General features: G+C 60.9%; 14 protein-coding genes. 8 read left to right on the forward strand and 6 right to left on the reverse strand.

All coding sequences use genetic code 11. From position 1 onward, the window contains the following. Positions 1-223 precede the first annotated feature (223 nt). The 6 genes from HNQ65_RS01525 to HNQ65_RS01550 all read left to right on the forward strand — a co-directional run bounded on the left by HNQ65_RS01525 (position 224) and on the right by HNQ65_RS01550 (position 8991). Positions 224-4168, forward strand: a complete 3945-nt coding sequence (locus tag HNQ65_RS01525) for a cobaltochelatase subunit CobN (protein WP_184337671.1) — start codon at positions 224-226, stop codon at positions 4166-4168. Next, the gene (locus HNQ65_RS01530) at positions 4165-4764 is read left to right on the forward strand and encodes a MotA/TolQ/ExbB proton channel family protein (RefSeq protein WP_184337673.1); all 600 of its coding nucleotides are present in this window, start codon (positions 4165-4167) and stop codon (positions 4762-4764) included. Before HNQ65_RS01525 ends, HNQ65_RS01530 begins: the two co-directional genes overlap by 4 nt. Beyond that, positions 4761-5078: a DUF2149 domain-containing protein gene (locus HNQ65_RS01535; protein ID WP_184337674.1), complete on the forward strand. Its 318-nt coding sequence runs from the start codon at positions 4761-4763 to the stop codon at positions 5076-5078. The genes HNQ65_RS01530 and HNQ65_RS01535 overlap by 4 nt, the downstream gene beginning before the upstream one ends. A gap of 226 nt (positions 5079-5304) precedes the next feature. Beyond that, positions 5305-6102 carry a hypothetical protein gene (locus HNQ65_RS01540; protein WP_184337676.1) on the forward strand — a complete coding sequence of 266 codons (798 nt, stop codon included), beginning with the start codon at positions 5305-5307 and terminating at the stop codon, positions 6100-6102. Between the two features lie 93 nt (positions 6103-6195). After that, positions 6196-8157 carry a threonine--tRNA ligase gene (gene thrS, locus HNQ65_RS01545; protein ID WP_184337678.1) on the forward strand — a complete coding sequence of 654 codons (1962 nt, stop codon included), beginning with the start codon at positions 6196-6198 and terminating at the stop codon, positions 8155-8157. A 258-nt stretch (positions 8158-8415) separates the two neighbouring features. Continuing rightward, positions 8416-8991, forward strand: coding sequence for a hypothetical protein (locus tag HNQ65_RS01550; RefSeq protein WP_221306008.1), 576 nt, complete (start codon positions 8416-8418; stop codon positions 8989-8991). 76 nt (positions 8992-9067) lie between these two features. On the opposite strand, the gene HNQ65_RS01555 is transcribed toward HNQ65_RS01550, so the two are convergent. Further along, the gene (locus HNQ65_RS01555) at positions 9068-9919 is read right to left on the reverse strand and encodes an MYG1 family protein (RefSeq protein ID WP_184337680.1); all 852 of its coding nucleotides are present in this window, start codon (positions 9917-9919) and stop codon (positions 9068-9070) included. A gap of 286 nt (positions 9920-10205) precedes the next feature. Between HNQ65_RS01555 and HNQ65_RS01560 the strand changes: the two genes are divergently transcribed. Next, complete coding sequence (locus tag HNQ65_RS01560) at positions 10206-11981, forward strand: PP2C family protein-serine/threonine phosphatase (protein WP_221306009.1); 1776 nt, start codon at positions 10206-10208, stop codon at positions 11979-11981. 14 nt (positions 11982-11995) lie between these two features. Here the strand turns inward: HNQ65_RS01560 and HNQ65_RS01565 are convergent, their stop codons facing one another. The 3 genes from HNQ65_RS01565 to HNQ65_RS01575 form a co-directional block, all read right to left on the reverse strand. Further along, positions 11996-13204 (reverse strand): saccharopine dehydrogenase family protein, encoded by a 1209-nt coding sequence (locus HNQ65_RS01565; RefSeq protein ID WP_184337684.1) that lies wholly within the window; start codon positions 13202-13204, stop codon positions 11996-11998. A gap of 179 nt (positions 13205-13383) precedes the next feature. Continuing rightward, positions 13384-14319 carry an SPFH domain-containing protein gene (locus HNQ65_RS01570; RefSeq protein ID WP_184337686.1) on the reverse strand — a complete coding sequence of 312 codons (936 nt, stop codon included), beginning with the start codon at positions 14317-14319 and terminating at the stop codon, positions 13384-13386. Between the two features lie 28 nt (positions 14320-14347). After that, entirely contained in the window at positions 14348-15340 is a 993-nt protein-coding gene (locus tag HNQ65_RS01575) for an SPFH domain-containing protein (RefSeq protein ID WP_184337688.1), read from the reverse strand. Positions 15341-15497: 157 nt separating this feature from the next. On the opposite strand from HNQ65_RS01575, the gene HNQ65_RS01580 reads away from it, so the two are divergent. Beyond that, on the forward strand, positions 15498-16046 hold the full coding sequence (locus HNQ65_RS01580) for a hypothetical protein (protein WP_184337690.1): 549 nt from the start codon (positions 15498-15500) through the stop codon (positions 16044-16046). A gap of 457 nt (positions 16047-16503) precedes the next feature. Here HNQ65_RS01580 and atpC read toward each other — a convergent pair whose 3' ends face one another. Next, entirely contained in the window at positions 16504-16920 is a 417-nt protein-coding gene (gene atpC, locus HNQ65_RS01585; RefSeq protein WP_184337691.1) for an ATP synthase F1 subunit epsilon, read from the reverse strand. 51 nt (positions 16921-16971) lie between these two features. After that, positions 16972-18429 carry a F0F1 ATP synthase subunit beta gene (atpD, locus tag HNQ65_RS01590; protein ID WP_184337693.1) on the reverse strand — a complete coding sequence of 486 codons (1458 nt, stop codon included), beginning with the start codon at positions 18427-18429 and terminating at the stop codon, positions 16972-16974. Positions 18430-18454 lie beyond the last annotated feature (25 nt).

Consider the following 18454-nt stretch of genomic DNA (forward strand, 5'->3'; position numbering starts at 1 on the left):
AGCGGCGCTACAAAATGACAAATGAGTAAATCCGAATGACGAATGAATGACGAAGCGCGAATGACGAAACCGCCCGCTTCAGGAGCAGAGTGGAGGACATGTGGCGAGTTCACGTCCATCTTTGAGCTTTGCCATTCGACATTATTTAGTCATTCGGATTTACTCATTCGTCATTTTTGAACGGTTCCAGCCAGTCATCTTTTCCCCAGCCCCCATCCCTGCCATGCGCTGTCTTTTGAGTTGGTTTATCTGCTGTCTGCTGCTGTTTACAGGGCGGGTGGATGCGGCGGAGCCGCTGGACTGGGCCTTCATCGGCATCTGGGACCGCTCCATGCCGCAGGTGGAGGCCGCGTGCCGGGAGAGCGGCATCAAGGCTTCCTTTTTCAAAGGCCAGGCCTTCAATGAAACACAGAAGGAGGCGGATGCTGCGCGCTACCGCATCGTCTTTGTGCTCAATCTGGAGGCCGAGCAGGCTCCGGCGCTGACGCAGCTGCTGCAAAAGGCCCGTGCGCTCAATCCTGAGCAGCGCGTGATCCCGCTGGATGCGCGCGGCAGCCAGATGGATCTGGACAAGGCGGGGCTGCTGCTCAAGGACGAAGCTGTGCCCGCCTACTGGCGGCCCAATGGCATGCTAAACGTGCGTCGCCTGATCCGCTACTGCATGGTGAAGCACTGCGGGCAGCAGGGGGAGATCGAGCCCCCTGTGCTCATTCCAGATTCGGGCTACTACGATCCAGCGCGCGAGGAATCCTTTGCCGAGATCGGAGAACTTATCGCCTTCAAGCGCAGCAAGAAGCGCTGGATTGAAGAGGCCTCCGTAGCGGTGCTGGTGCTGCAGCAGTCGTTTTGGATCACGCATGATCTGAAGGTCATCGACGCCCAGATAGAGGCGCTGGAAAAGCATGGACTCAATGTGGTGCCGGTGTTTGGAGACCGGGAGGCACAGGTGACCAAACTCGTGCAGGCCGCCAAGCCCACCATCCTGATCGAGGACCGACACGGCGCCATGTGGCAGAGCACGGCGCTGCTGAAGGAGCTGAACGCGCCCTACCTACGCCCCATCTCCATGCTGGCCACCACGAATGAGGAGTGGCTGCGCGATCCGCGCGGACTCTCGCACCGGGACGTGGGCATGTTCATGGCGCTTCAGGAATCCTGGGGAACGATCGAACCTGTGGTGGTGGGCGGACTGAAGGAGAACATCCAGGGCTTCCGCCTGCATGAACCCATCCCGGACCGCATCGAGGCCTTTGCCGCACGTGCCGCACGCTGGGCCGCGCTGCGCCGGACGAGCAATGCGGATAAGAAGATCGCGCTGATCTATTATAACAAAGGACTGGGCCAGGATGACCTCATGCGCGGCAGTCCCACCGGCGGCTTTCTGGACGCGCCGGAGAGCTTCATGCGCTTCCTGCCTAAAATGAAGGAGGCGGGGTTCACTCTCAAGAACACACCGGCAGACTCCAAGGCTCTCATCGCGGCGATGAAACGCGGCGGTCGCAACATCGGCCCGTGGGCGCAGGGAGATCTGGAAAAGCTCGTGGATGAGTCTCAGCCTGTGCTTGTGCCGCTGCATCAGTATGAGGAGTGGTTTAACACCAAGCTGAGCGAATCCGCACGCAAGGTGATGGTGGAGAAATTCGGCCCGCCTCCAGGGCGCATCATGGTGGTGCGGCGCAATGGGGAGCCGCACATCGTTCTGCCGAAGATCGAGATGGGAAACCTCGTGCTCATGCCGCAGCCTGAGCGTGGCGAGAAGCAGGACGAGAACCTGCTGCACAACCGCGATGTGCCGCCGCCGCACAACTACCTGGCCTTCTACTGGTGGCTGGATCAGCAGTACCATGCGGATGCCATCGTCCACTGGGGTACGCACGGCACGCTGGAGCTGATGCCCGGCAAGGAGGCCGGTCTTTCCAAGGACTGCTGGAGCGACATCTGCGCCGGGCACATGCCGGTGGTGAATCTGTGGATCACCGACAATCTGGGCGAGGCCACGCTCTCGCGCCGCCGCTCCTATGCCGCGCTGGTGGACCACATGCCACCGCCCACGCTGGCCGCAGGGCTGGATGAGGAGTTTAAAAACCTGCACGAGGACATCCACAAATACCGCACGCTGGAGGACGGCCTGCTGAAGGAGGAATACCGCAAGCGCATCAGCCAGCAGGCGCGGGAGGCCAAGCTGCATGGCGCTGCTGGCTCTGCGGAGGCTGTGCTGGATGACGCAGCCGTCACACGCCTGGACGAGCATCTGCACAATCTCTTTGAATCACGCACGCCGCTGCGCCTGCATGTGCTGGGAGAGGGGCCGCATGAGCAGGAGATGGTGCCGTATCTGGCGCAGATTTTGGGAGAGCCGCTGCTGGATCATCTGGCAGCCACGCGTGGAATTCACCGCGCTGCTTTGGAGCATAAGAAGGAGGACAGAGCAGCTGCTGCGGAGTTTCTGCGCGCCGCCTTGGACGGCCCTCCGCCAGCCGATGTGCGCATGACAGCGGACCTGGAGAAGGACCTGGCCTTTGCACGGGATGTGCGCGCGCGATTGCTGGATGCAGGCAAGGAGCATGCGGGGCTCATCACCGCACTGAGCGGCCACTACATGGAGCCGGGGCCTGGTCCTGACCCCATCCGTAATCCGGCCACCGCTCCCGGCGGGCGCAATCTTTACTCACTCAATCCCGAGGAGATCCCGACACGCCCCGCGTGGGAAACTGCGCGCAAGCTGGTGGATGAACTGCTACGCACGCGCAAACCGAAGAAGATCGCGATGGATCTCAATGGCATGGAGACCATGCGCGACTTTGGCGTCATGGAGGGGCAGATCTTGGCGCTGCTGGGCGTGCGCCCGATTTGGAACCAGAACAACCTCGTCATCGATGTGGAGCTGATTCCAGCCGAGGAACTGAAGCGGCCGCGCGTGGAGGTTTTCATTGCCATGGGCGGGCAGTACAAGGAGAACTTCCCCACGCGAGTGGCGCTGCTGGACAAGGCCGTGCGCATGGCCGCAGCCGCACCTGAAACCGAAAACCCCGTGCGCGATGCCGTGGCCGCCACCAAGGAGCGCCTGCTCAAGCGTGGATACTCCGGTGCACGTGCCGATCAATATGCCGCTGCGCGCATCTTTGGCACCAAGCCGGGGAACATGAGCGGCACAAACATCCTCTACCTCGTGCCGCGCTCCGGCGTGTGGGACAAGGACGATGAGATCACCGATGTGTACACGGACAGCATGAGCTTTGTGTACACCCAGGACACCTGGGGCGAGAAGGTGGACGGGCTCTACGAGGAGGCGCTGCAAAACACCGACACCGTGCTGCGCGTGTGGGCCTCCAACATGACCAGCCAGCTCTCCAACCACCACGCCTACGAGTATCTCGGCGGCCTGAGCATGGCGGTAACGAAGGTCACCGGCAAATCACCCGCCGCCGTCATCTCCGATGTGCGCGATCCCAGCGGGGCACGCGTACGCGACTTCGAGGAGGTGCTGGCGTCCAACCTGAAGTCCGAGCTCCTTAACCGCCGCTGGCTGGAGGGGATGAAATCGCACGACTACGCCGGGGCGGGGCACATCTCCGAGCTGGTGAAAAACACCTTTGGCTGGTCCGTCACACGGCGGGGTAGCATCACGCAGGAAACATGGAACGAGGTGTATGACGTGCTGGTGAAGGACAAGCACAATCTCAAGCTGCCCGAGTGGTTTGAGCGCGTGTCTCCGCATGCCATGCAGGAGATCAGCGCCACGCTGATCGAGGCCGCGCGCAAGGACCTGTGGCAGGCCACGCCCGAGCAGGTGCGCACGCTGGCAGAGATCTATGCGCGCTCCGTGAATGCGCATGGCGACTCCGGTGGTCTCGTCAGCGGTGGAAACACCCGCATGGCCGATTTTGTGAACGCCAAGCTCACCGCGCCGGGAGATCAGGAAGGTGCGGCGCTGGCGCAGGAGATGCGGGCCAAACTGCAGCAAAGCGCCGAGCCGCCGCCCACTGCGGTGGAGAAGGTCAGTGGCACTCAGATCAGCCAGCCGGCAGCCGCAGATAAACCGCAGCCGCCGCAGCCCGAGGGCACGGTGCTGCAACCTGCATGGAATTCATTCGCTTGGTTGATCGCCGCCGCAGCTGTGCTCCTGATGGTGGCCGGCTTCTTTAAAAAGGCCGGATCCGCCTCATGAAGCTGCTCGAACAACTCCTTTCCCTGATCTCCGAAGCGGTGCTGCTGCCCACGCTGGCGGCCATCGTCATCCTTGTGGGCTGGAGCACCATGCTGCTGGGCGGGCTGCTGCGTGAGTGGCTGGGGCGCAGCCACACGGCCTTCATCCTGGCCCAGCTCCGCCGTGCGCATGTGGAGGGCGGGGATCAGGTGCGGCTGCTGCAAATTCTAAGTACTGCCACCAGCGGCCTCCCGGCACGGCTGCACCAGTTGCTGGCCCAGTGGGGCGGAGCAGGGGAGCTGGCGCATTGCCTGGTGGATCTGGAGATCGAGACTGCCACTGCGCTTTCCCGCCTGACGTGGATGACGCGCATCGCCCCCATGCTCGGGCTCATGGGCACGCTCATTCCGCTGGGGCCTGCGCTCACCGGTTTGGCCTCGGGAGATCTGGCCACGCTTTCCAGCAATCTCGTGGTGGCCTTCACCGCCACGGTGGTGGGTGTGCTGCTGGGCTGCTGCTCCTATACGATGAACCTCGTGCGGAAGAACTGGTATCAGAGCGATCTCAGCACGCTGGAGCATCTCTTCATCAACGCCAACCGTCCCGCCATGCCATGAAAAAGCGCCTTTGGGACGACTCCGAAGGTGACGATCCCGCCACAGGACTGATCAATCTCTTCGATGTCTGGATTGCCTTTGCCGCAGCCTTGCTGCTCGCAGTGGTGAGCTATTTCAACCTCCCCAAACCGGCTGCCGCTGCTGATGCACAGGCTGACAAATCCCCCACGGCAGAAGCTATCGACGCCGCCCGCATGAAGGTGGAGCGCTTTCAGGAAAGCACCGCCAGCAAGAGCGGCGAGGGCGAGCGCCTGGGCACAGCCTACCGCCTGAAGTCCGGCGAAATCATCTACGTGCGCGACAAGCAGAAGTAGGAGACGAAACCGGCACCTGCTGATCTGATCTAGCCCTTGTCAGCTTTGGCCAAAGGTTCCTATTGCGATTTTTGCCGAGGGCAGCACTGTTGGAAACAATTCGATTTCTCATCCACAGCCACCTGATTTGAAACAGACAAACCTGTCAGCCATCAAGCCTCAGCCGGCAGCGGGGAACCTCCCGAGGGCGGTTCTCCTTGTGGTGCTCTGTCTGGTGTGTGCTGGCATGGCATCTGCACAGGAGCCGGTGCAGGAACAGGCTCCGGAGACTACGCAGCCTGAGACCTTTGAAGCCCCCAAGGCCTACCCGATTGACCGTTATGAGGCTGGCTGGAACAAAAACCCATTCACCCTGAAAACAGCGCCCACGGTGCTGGATCAGGATTCCTTTGCCAAGGATCTAGCGATTGGTTCCTACTTTGGCGATGCCAAGGATCCCACAGTCGTGGTGGTCAATACCAAGACCGGCAAACGCACCTCGCTGAGAAAATCGCAGGGGGAAGGCAAGGACGGCATGCAGCTCAAGGCGCTGAAGATTGGCAGTAGCCGGAAGGATGCCGTGGCTGAGATCACGATGGGCAGCCAGACGGCTGAGGTGAAATTTGACAACGACTACCTGAAGCAGGTGGCCGGGGCGGATGCTGCCAGAGGCGGGCAGCAGGCTCCGGTGCCTGGCGGTGTCCCCGGACAGCAGCGCCCGGGTGGCATGCAGCCTGGTCAGCAGCAAAATCGTGGCCCAATGGGCCCGGGTGGAGTTCAGGCTGCCAATCAGAATCCCAGGGTGCAGATGCCTCAAATGCCGCAGGTGCCCCAAGGAAACCCCATGGGAAGCCCAGGTGGTGGTGTGCCTGTGGTGCAGCCTCCTGTGGCTGCTGTGTCCGCCGCCAACCGCTCCATAGGCACTGTCAATGCTGGTGCCGCAACGGTGCAGGCTGCCTCTACACCTTCGGTAAATACAGGGGATGTGCCTGTGGTGACGCGTCGCCGCCTGATCACGCCCGCCACACCTGTTCCTGGCACGTAATCCTCAGCGCCAGACAGCGTCATGAGGGATCGTGTTGTTAATCACCTTGAATCCCGTCGTGTCCTGAGGCATGGACACGCCCCATTTACAACCATGTCCGAAGCCCGCAAGACCCTCGAAGAACGCGCTCAGATGTCCGACATCGACCGCCTGCGCCACTCCTGTGCCCACGTGATGGCCACCGCCATCCTGCGCCTGTGGCCCAACGCCCAGTTTGCCTACGGGCCGCCTGTGGAGAATGGCTTCTACTACGACTTTGATCTCCCGGATCACCGCATCACGCCGGACGACTTCGAGAAGATCGAGGCGGAGATGAAGAAGATCGCCAAGGAGAACCAGAAGTTTGAATGGAAGGGCGTGAGCCGCGAAGAAGCGATCGCGCTGGCGAAGTCCGGCCGTCTGGGCGGCCTGACGGAGCGTCCGGGGAATCCGAGCGTCTTCAAGCTGGACCTGCTGGAAAAAATTCCAGAAGGCGAGCAGATTTCCACTTTCCAGAACGGTGACTTCATCGACCTCTGTGCGGGGCCGCACGTGGGCTACACGTCGAAGTGCAAGAACGTGAAGATTATGTCGGTGGCGAGCGCCTTCTACATGGGCGACGAGACGAAGCCGCAGCTGCAGCGCCTCTATGGCACCGCCTTCCCGACGAGCGAAGAACTGGCCAAGCATCTGGAGCAGCTGGAAGAGGCAAAGAAGCGCGACCACCGCAAGGTGGGCAAGGAACTGAAGCTCTTCCACATCGACGAAGACGTGGGGCAGGGGCTCATCCTCTGGACGCCGAACGGCGCCATCCTGCGCCAGGAACTGCAGAACTTCATCAGCGAAGAACTGCGCAAGCAGGGCTACAGCCAGGTCTTCACGCCGCACATCGGCAAGACCGTGCTGTACAAGACCAGCGGTCACTTCCCTTACTACAAGGACAGCCAGTTCGCGCCGGTCATTGAGAATGATGATCTCGCTAAGGTGATCAAGGAAGGCTGCGGCTGCTGCGAGGTCATGGAGCGCCTCGGTGCTGTCTCCTCCCGCCTGCGCCAGCAGCTCAATGAGCGTGCCGGCAAGGAAGTGGTGCCTGAGGACCGTGTGATGCCGGATGACCAGCTTCTCGACGGCTTCCTGCTGAAGCCGATGAACTGCCCGCACCACATCAAGATCTACGCCAGCCAGCCACGCAGCTACCGCGATCTGCCCGTGCGCCTTGCTGAATTCGGCACCGTGTACCGCTGGGAGCAGAGCGGTGAATTGAATGGCATGACCCGCGTGCGTGGCTTCACGCAGGATGACGCCCACCTCTTCTGCACCGAGGATCAGGTGGCCAAGGAAGTGCTGGGCTGCCTCAGTCTCGTGAAGATCGTGCTCAACACCCTGGGCATGCACGACTACCGCGTGCGCGTGGGCCTGCGCGATCCGGATAGCAGCAAGTTTACCGGAGATCCCGCCAAGTGGGATGCCGCCGAAGAAGCCTGCCGCACCGCCGCAGCCACCCTGGGCGTGCCCTTCACCGAAGAGCCCGGCGAGGCCGCCTTCTACGGCCCGAAGATCGACTTCGTCATCAAGGACGTCATCGGCCGTGAATGGCAGCTCGGCACCGTGCAGGTGGACTACGTGCTGCCCGTGCGCTTTGACCTGACCTACAACGGCGCGGACAACAAGCCACACCGCCCAGTGATGATCCACCGTGCGCCCTTCGGCAGCATGGAGCGCTTCTGCGGCGTGCTCATCGAACACTTCGCCGGTCATTTCCCCACCTGGCTCGCCCCTGAACAGGTGCGCATCCTCACCATCAGCGAAAAGGTGGACGCCTTCGCCGATGAAGTGTACGCCAAGCTCAAGGACGCCGGCCTGCGCGTCACCCTCAACAACGACGCCGACAAAATTGGCGCCAAGATCCGCCTCGCCCAGCTCGACCGCATTCCCTACATGCTCGTCCTCGGCGAGAAAGAAGCTGCCGCCCAAAGCGTCGCCGTCCGCCACAGCAAGAAGGGCGACCTTGGCGTTAAGGCCATCGATGACTTCATTGCGGAGATCACGAGTGAGGTGAAGGAGCGGAGGCTGTAAGACTCCAATCCTTCGGCCATGCGTTTCCATAGCTTGAATTTCCCAAGTCAGGATTTCGGTTCGTTCTCGGTCCCGAATCCGAAGCTTGGGGTACGGCAATGGGCACGTGCCCCAATGTCATTTGCTCTAGGAGAGTGCAGGATCTTCCCACCGAATGAAAGTCTTTCAGATCGAATCATAATTTATGGCAGTTCGATGGAAAAATTCCAATCAATGCCCGGGAGCGATCTGATCTAATCACATGATCGTTGTTTCGAGGTGGGCGGTGATCCTGATGGGCATGCCTACTTTATCTCTCGTGATTCGGGTGAGTTTTATGTGTGGTGGCATGATCCAGATAAACTGACGCGACTGGATGTGACGCCGTTTTCCATGGAAGTGCTCGTCGAGTGGAGCCTCCGTAGAGATCTCTCATATTCGCATGATAGAAACTGGAGTAAATTTGAGGAAATGGGGGGCTCGATAAAACTCGATACCCCAGACGGCCTTGGCGCGACCCTGCGTAAACCATCAACGAGTTGGAGGTTTTTTGGGCATCGTTTGGAATACCCATTCATTCGGATTCGCGAGCGACTGGCTGTGTTTGGAGATTTTGAAGAGCAGTTTGAGTCCGAGCAGGTGTTGGCATTGCTCCAGCCCCATCGGGGGTTTCTGGTCGAGATGACACACCGGCTGAGAGGTCGTCGATGCAAGATTAACTTGCTGATCAATAAAAATTTGATCTACGATGCCACCTTCGTGGAACACGCTCGTCAGCTTGATGTTTGGATGAAGGCGGAAGGATTCTGTAATGTTGACGATCCGTCGGTGAGGATGTCGAAGAATAGTCAATGAGGCCGGTTGGTTCTGAAAGGTGCAGGGTCTGTCTAGTTTCAGGCCGCGTTGATCGGATGGAGTTGTTTTGCCTCCTCTAAACCCTCGCCATTCCCAGCAGCTCCCTCACTCGCTCCATCTCCTTCGCAGACGTCTTCGCCACAAACCCACGCGCATGCGCAAAGTGGACGTCGGGTTCCTTCTCGATACGGGTGAAGTCGTAGAGCGGATTGTCGTTATGACGTGAGAGGCCGTAGCCGGTGCCGCGACGGTCGGGATAGATGAGGGCGGCGACACTGCTGTCCTTGCCGATGCTTTCGAGATAACGCTCGATGCCGGAGGAGGGCTCGTCGGGCAGTGGATCAGTACGCGGGAGGAAGAGGACTTCGTGGTCGCCGAGGTTCCAGATTTTGGCGTGCAGGGCGATGTAGTCGAGCCGGGTCCGCAGCTCGCGCAGGTACTCCAGAAGATCGGAGCCGATGTAGCTGAGGATTTCCCACAGCGGCTCGCCGGGTTCAAGGCGCTTGGCTTTGGCAAAGCGGCGCAGGAGGGTGACGTCGATGGGAGAGGTCAGTTTGGACATGGCCTCGCGGCTCACGCCCAGCCATTTGGCGGTGGTGTTGGGGCCACGGGTGTCAAACCACTCGGCGGGCTCCAGCCAGTCGCAGAAGGCGCGTGCATCTTCATACAGAGACATGTGCTGCAGCACGAGGCTCAGTGCGCAGATGGGCTCGTGGTCGGCGGGAAACTGATGGTGGTCAAAGTTGTGGCGCTCCGGCGCATGCTCTCCTCCCACGTCCACCACGGCGATGGTGGGATCGGCCAGATCCTCCGCCGTGGGCTCGCGCCGCACGATGGGTACACTGTGCACGGCGGCGAGCAGGCTGCAGGCAAGGAATTCGTCCTTATGCGCGCCGCCTGGATGGGTGAGGATGAGGGAAAGTGGCATGGAGATAGGAGGGGCTGTGTCAGCAGGTGGCTTCGTCCTGAAGCACGAGATGTGCGGGAGCGTGTGGCCTGGATAGCAGCTTGAAGAGTCTGCGTAGCGGGAGTGGATGGCACAGTCAAGGGCAGCGAAGACTGATTCCATGGTCTTTGCCTGCCCGCGCTCGGCCTGCCGCCCACGATGTGTGCCCTTTGCCGCCACACAGAGATTCCATTGTCTTTTTCCGCAACCGTGGTTTCATCTGCGCGCTGTCCACCAACCCTATGCGGGAGTCGCTTTCACTATGAAGATGATCTATCGCAGACTCAGCTTTTTTTGCGCTTTACTGACGGGCGCACTTGGTGCTCTGACGCTGATCGGCTGGGTGTCGGGAAAGGTGATCCTGGCCAGTGTGAGCCAGGCCTACATACCCATGGCACCCAGCACGGCGCTGGCGTTTACCCTGCTCAGCCTGGTGCTGCTGATGCGGGAGCATTCAAAGTTTCGGAGGCCTGTAGCGGAGGTGGTGCTGGTGGCGGTTGGGATCGTGGCGGCTGGAAAGCTGGTGGAGTTTCTCTCAGGGGCCAGCCTGGGGGTGGATGAGTGGCTGGTGGCGGATCCGGTGAAGTTTGGAACCGTGCGCACAGGGCGGATGTCCCCCATCACGGCGTTGAATTTTCTGCTCGTCAGCAGCGCCATATTTGCCCTGCTGAAGCCTCGCCTGCGTTTCTGGGCCGGGCCTCTGGCTGCTGCGGTGGCGGCCATCTGCGGCGTGGTGGTGCTGGGGTACCTGCATGGCACGCCGCTGCTCTACGGAGGGGCCATCATCCCTGTGGCGCTGCCCACGGCCACAGCCTTCATCCTCATGAGCGCCAGCGTGGTGGCGGCTGTGGGGGCGGAGTGCTGGCCGCTGCGCAGCTGGATGGGGGACTCCACCCGAGCCATGCTGCTACGCTGGTTTCTGCCCGCTGTGGTGTTGGTGGCGCTGGCAGAGGGGCTGCTGCGCACCCGGTTTCTCGTGGATCTGGGGCTCAATCCCGCGCTGGCATCCGCGCTCTCAACGCTGCTTCATACGCTGATCGTCACCGCAGTGATCTCCCAGGTGGCGCGGTTGCTGGGCCGCCGCATCGATCAGGCGGAAAGTGAGCGCAACGAGGCCCAGGACGCCCTGCAGGCGCTGAACCGGCACCTCGAGCAGCGCATCATCGAGCGCACGCAGGAGCTGAGCGCCAAAAACCAGCAGATGCAGGAGGAGCTGACGATGGCGCGCGAGCTGCAGCTGGCCCTGCTGCCGGACCGCTTTCCCAGCATCCCCCGCTCTGCACCAGCGACTGAGAGCGCGCTACGGTTCTTCTCGCTCTACCAGCCCGCAGGCGTAGTCAGCGGAGATTTCTTCAGCGTCTTCCCGGTGTCAGAAACTGGAGTGGGCATTTTCATCTGCGATGTCATGGGACACGGTGTGCGCGCGGCTCTGGTGACGAGCATGCTGCGCGCCCTGCTGGAGCAGCATAGCGAGGAGGAGCCCGATCCCGGCATCCTGCTCACAAAGATGAATCACGGCCTGCACTCGATCCTGAAGCAGGCAGGCACTACCATGTATGCCACCGGGGTGATGCTCATCGCTGATGCGGCGCGGTCAGAGGTTCTCTACTCCGTCGCCGGACATCCGTCTCCGCTGCACCTGCGGCGGCATGAGGGCAGGACAGCTCCGCTGGATGGCCGAGGCACCTGCGGAGCGCTGGGGCTGTTTGCCGATACTATTTTCACCACAGCACGCGCCACCATCGCGCCTGGAGATCTGATCATGCTCTTCACGGACGGCTTGTTCGAGGTCGAGACCCCTGAAGGGGCGCTCTACAGCCACGAAGATCTGCAGCAGGCCGTGCATGAGCGCCTGAACCTGCCGACCAACACGCTCTTTCAGGAAATCCTGTCCGAAGTGCAGTCCTTCTCCCAGCGCCAGGATTTTGATGACGATGTATGCATCATCGGCATCGAAGTGGCGCGGAGTCTGGAAGATCCGAACTCAAAAAAAGGATCAATGAGCAGTCATGCAGGCCAAGGCACAGCGCTTGACCTGGCATGACGCTTTGAACATCTTTACTCCCCAGGCATCTTCTCCGTGGGCCAGGTCTCCACCCAGGGCAGGCCGTAGGCGTTGAGGTCCTTCATGAAGGGATCTGGATTGAGCTGCTCCACATTCCACACGCCGGGCTGGCGGTATTCGTCAGGATTGGTCAGGAGCTGGCGGGCGGCGATCATGGCGGGCACGCCGGTGGTGTAGCTCACGCCCTGGCTGTTCGTTTCCTTGTAGCAGTCCTGATGGTCGCAGATGTTGTACACGTAGTAGCGGAGCGGCTTGCCGTCCTTGCCAGTGCCTTCGATCCAGTTGCCGATGCAGGTCTTGCCCTTGGTGTCGGGGCCGAGGGTGCCGGGCTCAGGCAGCAGGGTCTTGAGGAATTCGATGGGGATGATGTCCACGCCCTTGTGCTTCACGGGATGGATGCCGGTCATGCCCACGTTCACCAGCACTTCCATGTGCTTGATGTAGGCGTCGCCAAAGGTCATCCAGAAGCGCGCACGGCGCATGGGGATGTGCTTGGTCAGGGACTCCAGCTCCTCGTGATAGAGGCAGTAGATGTTCTTTGGCCCGATGCCATCCGGGAAGGGGAAGCTGCGCTTGATTTCGAGCGGCTTGGTTTCCACCCACTGGTCGTTTTCCCAGTAGCGGCCGTTGGCGGTGACTTCGCGCAGGTTGATCTCGGGATTGAAGTTGGTGGCAAAGGCTTTGCCGTGGTCACCGGCGTTGCAGTCGATGATGTCGAGGGTGTCGATCTTGGAGAAGTGGTGCTTCAGCGCGTAGGCGGTGTACACATTCGTGACGCCCGGGTCAAAGCCGCAGCCGAGCAGCGCGGTGAGGCCCGCCTTCTTGAACTTGTCCTGGTAGGCCCACTGCCAGTGGTATTCAAACTTGGCCACATCGCGCGGCTCGTAGTTGGCGGTGTCGATGTAATGCACGCCGGCTTCGAGGCAGGCGTCCATGATGGTGAGGTCCTGGTAGGGCAGGGCGACATTGATGACGACCTCGGGCTTGAAGCTCTTCAGCAGGGCCACCAGCTCCGGCACGTTGTCGGCGTCCACAGCGGCGGTCTGGATGGGGCGCTTGAGTTCAGCGGCGATGCTGTCGCACTTGGACTTGGTGCGGCTGGCCAGCATGATCTCGCCGAACACGTCGGGCTGCTGGGCGCATTTATGGACAACAACGCGGCCAACGCCGCCGGCACCGATGATAAGGACTCTGTGGGACATGTGGGGTGGGAAAATGACGAAATTTGAGGGGAAACGACAAGCCAGCGCCCGAAAAAGGCGGGAGGGCGATTGTAGCAGACGTGCAGGGAATGCAAGCGACGGAAATGAGGCGGAGATGGTTCCATCTTCACCTGCCTGCAAGCTCTTGATGCTGCCAGCGTTGGCTTCTCAGCAGGAACTTACTTCTTCAAAGGAGGAGGAGAGCTCTCACTTCGTGGCTGCTGCGCCGCGAGCAGTTCCGTGAGCAAGCCGCCTCCGGAGGAGGGAACGAGGGTCACGGTGGCCTGACCGCCGATGATCTTCTGGGCTTCCAGCACATCAAACACAGCCTGGGCCACATCGGGGTCGGCTGAAATGTCGCGGAGGGCGTTGCCGACGATTTCGGGACGCACGGCGGCGGCTTTGGCGAGTTCGATGGCGGCGGTCTTTTCGGCGGTGCTGGTGATGATGTTGACCTGGTTGGCGCCGTCCTGCTTGATGGCGGAGGTGACCTGACGGAGACGGTTCACGACCTTGCTCTCGATCTGCTTGATCATCTTGGCATCGCGGAAGTGGACCTTGCGGATGTACACGCTGCCGAGCTTGTAGCCCCACTCGTGGGACTTGGGCGTCACTTCATTGCGCACGGTGTCGCTCATGACGTGGCGGTTTACCAGCATGTCTGCCAGCGGCATGTTGCTGAGGCAGCGGACGGTGGAGTTGCTCACGTTGGCGGAGAGAGAGCCGCTGGGGTCGGTGTTTTTGAAGAGGAAGGAGACGGGATCGCTGACAAACATTTCATACCAGATGCCAATACCCATGGGCGCGCCCTCCTCGGAGTTCACAGGCTGGCTGCGCAGGTAGGTCTGGTCCAGACGCAGGTCCACTTCATGGCATTTGCCCAGCCAGTTCACCAGGAAGGCTGAAAGCCCAAGTTTCTTGGGCAGGAAGTGCAGTCCGGGCTCGTCGATGGTGCCGATGACCTTGCCAAACAGCACGTAAACCTGCGCCCGGCGCTCCTGCACGATGGCGTAGAGACCGGCGACACGGGCGATCCAGAGCAGCAGGGGGACGGCGATGCTGCAGGCGATGAAGGTGCCGGCCGCAGCGATGAGGAAATTGGAAAAAGCGTCCATAGGATGGTCTCAGTGCGAGGTTCTGGGTTTAGTCCTTGTGGGTTTCGACGAAGACCTGTCCGGCTTTGTCAAAGAGGGCGAGCCGCACGTTGCGCACGTAGGCACGCAGGGCTGTGGTGCCCCGGGATTTCAGCTGGCTGAGCTGGTCTGCCAGACGCCTCAGGGGCTCGACTTCGGCCTGGGCCTTGAGTGTTTCGATCTCCACGGCGCGCTGTGACTGCACGATCTTCTGGTCGGCGCTAGCCTGGGCAAGGCTGATGTCCGAGGAGACCTGGTTGTAGGCGGTGTTGATGGCGGCGAGCGCGGACTCGACCTCCTGCGGCGGATCGATGCCGGTGATCAGGGAGGCATCCAGGACGATGCCGTAGCGTGCCGAGGAGCTAAGGCACTCGCGATCCATGTGCTCATTGAGGTCGCGCAGATTTTTGCGGATGTCATTGATGGAGATGCTGATGCTGGCGGCGGCGCTGGCAGGCTGCTCTGCCTCCACCCCCTGGGCCTTGGGCGCCTCAAAGGTGGCGATGCGCTCGCGCAGCACGCTGACGAAGTAGCCCATGACATGGGCGTAGGCGTTCTTCACGCCGAAGATGAAGGCGTAGAGATTGCGGTCAGAGACACGGAAGCGGATCTGGCCGGTGAGCCCCACATTGAGCTGGTCCTTGGTCACGGCCTCCAGAATGCTGCCGGAGCTGTTGGCGCTGGGATCATTGGGATCCCAGGCCATGTTTACAGTGCTGGTGGCCACATCCACTTTGTACACGTGCTCCCAGGGCCATTTGAAATACGGACCGCCCGGCGGGATGACACGCACCTGCGGGTAGTCGTAGCGCAGCTTTTGCTCCGGGGTGAGGTGCTCTGCCACGGGATCGTCCACGGTGCGGAGGCTGCCGATGCGCTGGACGCGGCCAAAGCTGGTTTTCACCGCCCGCTCGTTTTGATTCACCGTGTAGAAACCTGCGATCAGGTAGCGCATGAGGAACCAGACAATGGATCCGACAAAACAGCCAAAGGCGATGGACATAGGCGTGGTGTGGTTGCTGACTCACAGAGCCTGCGTGGGAATCCCCGGTCTGCCAACTACAAAGGTGGGCCGCGCTTTGGAATATGCGCAGGGTCGGGGGCGGCGCTCTTTCGTGCTTGACCCCGGGAGGGGAGAACGGCTACTGCGGAGGCCTGCCATGAAGAAAGCCTGCCTGTCTCTCCTCCTCCTCACAAGTGCCCTGTCCCTGATGAGCTGCGCCACCTCCTCCAAGCCACAGCGCCAGCCGGTGGCGGGAGGCGAGCAGCTCTCTTTCCCCAGCCAGCACATCTCTTTCTTTCTGCCTGCGGGGTGGAAGACGATGCCCAAAACCAAGGGGCCCGGACGCCTGCTGGGAGCCGCACGCGAGAATGAAGGTGGCCAGCCGGGTGGGATGGTGTTTGCCCTCATCTCTGTGCCGGAGACCAGCTTTCAAAGCGTGACGGACAAGGCGTTTTTCAAAACCCTGCAGGGCGCATGGACTCGGAAGGGATTCACCAAATTCAACAAGCCTCAGCTCGTCAGAGTGGGCGGACGCGAGGCGTTGCGCTTTGAGGCCCAAAAGCCCGAGGCCCAGCAATCTCTGCTGAACTACACCTTCATCCATCAGGGGCAGATGATCGGTCTGCTGTTCTCGTATTACGGCATGCCAGTTACCAAAGGGCCTGCGGTGCAGCGCATCGTGGATTCCTTCTCAATCTCTCAGTGAGAAGGCGCGGTAATGGTGCTTGGTGAGGCATGAGGGCGGCTGGAGGACCAGCCGCCTTTTCGCGTGCTGGGTTAATACCCTGATGAGATGAAAACGGGTCTGAAGACGGAGGCACGAGCCGACGGAGGAGGGGGATCATCTTGATCCCCCTCCTGCAGCAGCTTCGTGGAGGTGCGAGGGCGCTGGACGATGCGGGAGGCTCGGTTTTGTGGAGGTACGAGAACGCAGGGCGATGCGGGAGCGAGAGGGATCGGGACGATCCCTCTCCGCCAGAGCGCTGGCTTGTCCGCATGAAATGCTGGCTTCCACCCATGAGACCCTTTTTCAGCTGTGCGTGGTATAATCCCGGCTGTGGCGGTGACTTGACCTGGAAACACCGCCTGCGATTCGCACTAAACAAAAAGGCACTGAGACTTTCATCTCAGTGCCTTGAATTGTCGGAGCGTTGGCTGGTCCTTTAGACGGTCTTGCGCTTGCGCTTGAAGTTGAGGTGGGCGGTGGCGCGCTGGATGGCGGCCATGGCGGCTGCCACTTCCTCTTGGTGTTCACCAGGCTTGAGTTCTTCAAGGGTCTTCTTGGCGCGGGCGATGGCTTCTTCAGCGGCCTTTTCGTCGATCTTGTCGGCGTCCAGCGCGGAATCCGTGAGGATGCGCGTGACGGAACCGGTCACTTCGACAAGGCCTTCGCCAACGGCCAGTTCGGTCGTCTTGCCAGCCTTGGTGATGCGCAGCTCGCCGGGACGCAGGGTGGTCACGAGATTACTGTGCGCAGGCAGCACGCCCATCTCACCTTCGTAACCTGGAAGCACGACGGTATCGACCTCGTCTGAATAGACGCGGGCATCTGGGGTGACGATTTCGAGTTTGAGAGGCATGTGGGAAGGAAATGACGAATGACTGACTCAGAATGACGAAAAAGCAGCAGCTTAGTCCTTCTTCACGCTGTCGATGCCGCCCTTCATGTAGAAGTTGGCTTCGGGGACGTTGTCGTGCTTGCCGTCAAGGATTTCAGCGAAGCCCTTGATGGTGTCGGCCACCTTGACGTACTCGCCCTTGGTGCCGGTGAAGATTTCGGCCACATGGAAGGGCTGGGAGAGGAAGCGCTGAAGCTTACGTGCGCGGAACACGGTGAGCTTGTCTTCTTCGCTGAGTTCGTCCATGCCAAGGATGGCGATGATGTCCTGCAGGTCTTTGTAGCGCTGAAGGACGCGCTGCACGCCACGGGCCACACGGTAGTGCTCGGCACCCACGATTTCGGGGGCAAGAGCCTTGGACACGGAGGCGAGGGGGTCCACAGCAGGGTAGATGCCCAGCTCGGCGAGGGAACGCTCAAGCACCACGGTGGAGTCAAGGTGGGCGAAGGTGTTGGCCGGAGCAGGGTCGGTCAAGTCGTCAGCAGGCACGTAAACGGCCTGGAAGGAGGTGATGGAACCGGTCTTGGTGGAGGTGATTCGCTCCTGCATCTGACCCATTTCAGCGGCGAGGGTGGGCTGGTAACCCACAGCGGAAGGCGTACGTCCAAGGAGAGCGGACACTTCAGAACCGGCCTGGGAGAAACGGAAGACGTTGTCCACGAAGAAAAGCACGTCCTGGTTCTTCTCGTCGCGGAAGTACTCAGCCATGGAGAGGGCGGAGAGAGCGACGCGGAGACGGGCTCCCGGGGGCTCGTTCATCTGGCCGTACACGAGGGCCACCTTGGAGCCAGGTTCGCAGGTGTAACCGCCCTGGTCGTTCTTCACGATGTCGTGGCCGTTCTTCTTCACCTTGATAACCTCGGACTCGATCATTTCGTGGTAGAGGTCGTTACCTTCACGGGTGCGCTCACCCACACCGGCGAACACGGAGTAACCACCGTGGCCTTTGGCGATGTTGTTGATGAGCTCCATGATCACCACGGTCTTGCCGACGCCTGCACCACCGAAGGCGCCCACTTTACCACCCTTGGTGAAGGGGCAGATGAGGTCGATCACCTTGATGCCGGTTTCGAGGATCTGAGCGGAAGGATTCTGGTCCACGAGTGCAGGGGCTGCACGGTGGATGGGATAGCGCTTCTGGACGGAGGGAGCGGGCTGGTCATCGCAGGCGTCTCCGGTCACGTTGAAGATACGGCCAAGAACTTCTTCACCCACAGGAACGGTGATCGGGCCACCGGTGTCGGTCACGTCCATACCGCGCTTCAGACCTTCAGTGGAGATCATGGCGATGGAGCGGACCCAGCCGTCACCGAGATGCTGCTGCACTTCGCAGACGAGGCGGACGGACTTGCCACCCTGCTCGAAATTGATTTCGAGGGCGTTGTAGATGGCCGGAAGCTTGCCGGTAGCGGAGAAATCCACGTCCACCACGGGACCGATGACTTGAACGATTTTGCCGATGTTGCTCATATAAAAAATGAAAGGTAAAAGGGGA

The organism is Prosthecobacter vanneervenii (genome assembly GCF_014203095.1).
Classification (GTDB): domain Bacteria; phylum Verrucomicrobiota; class Verrucomicrobiia; order Verrucomicrobiales; family Verrucomicrobiaceae; genus Prosthecobacter; species Prosthecobacter vanneervenii.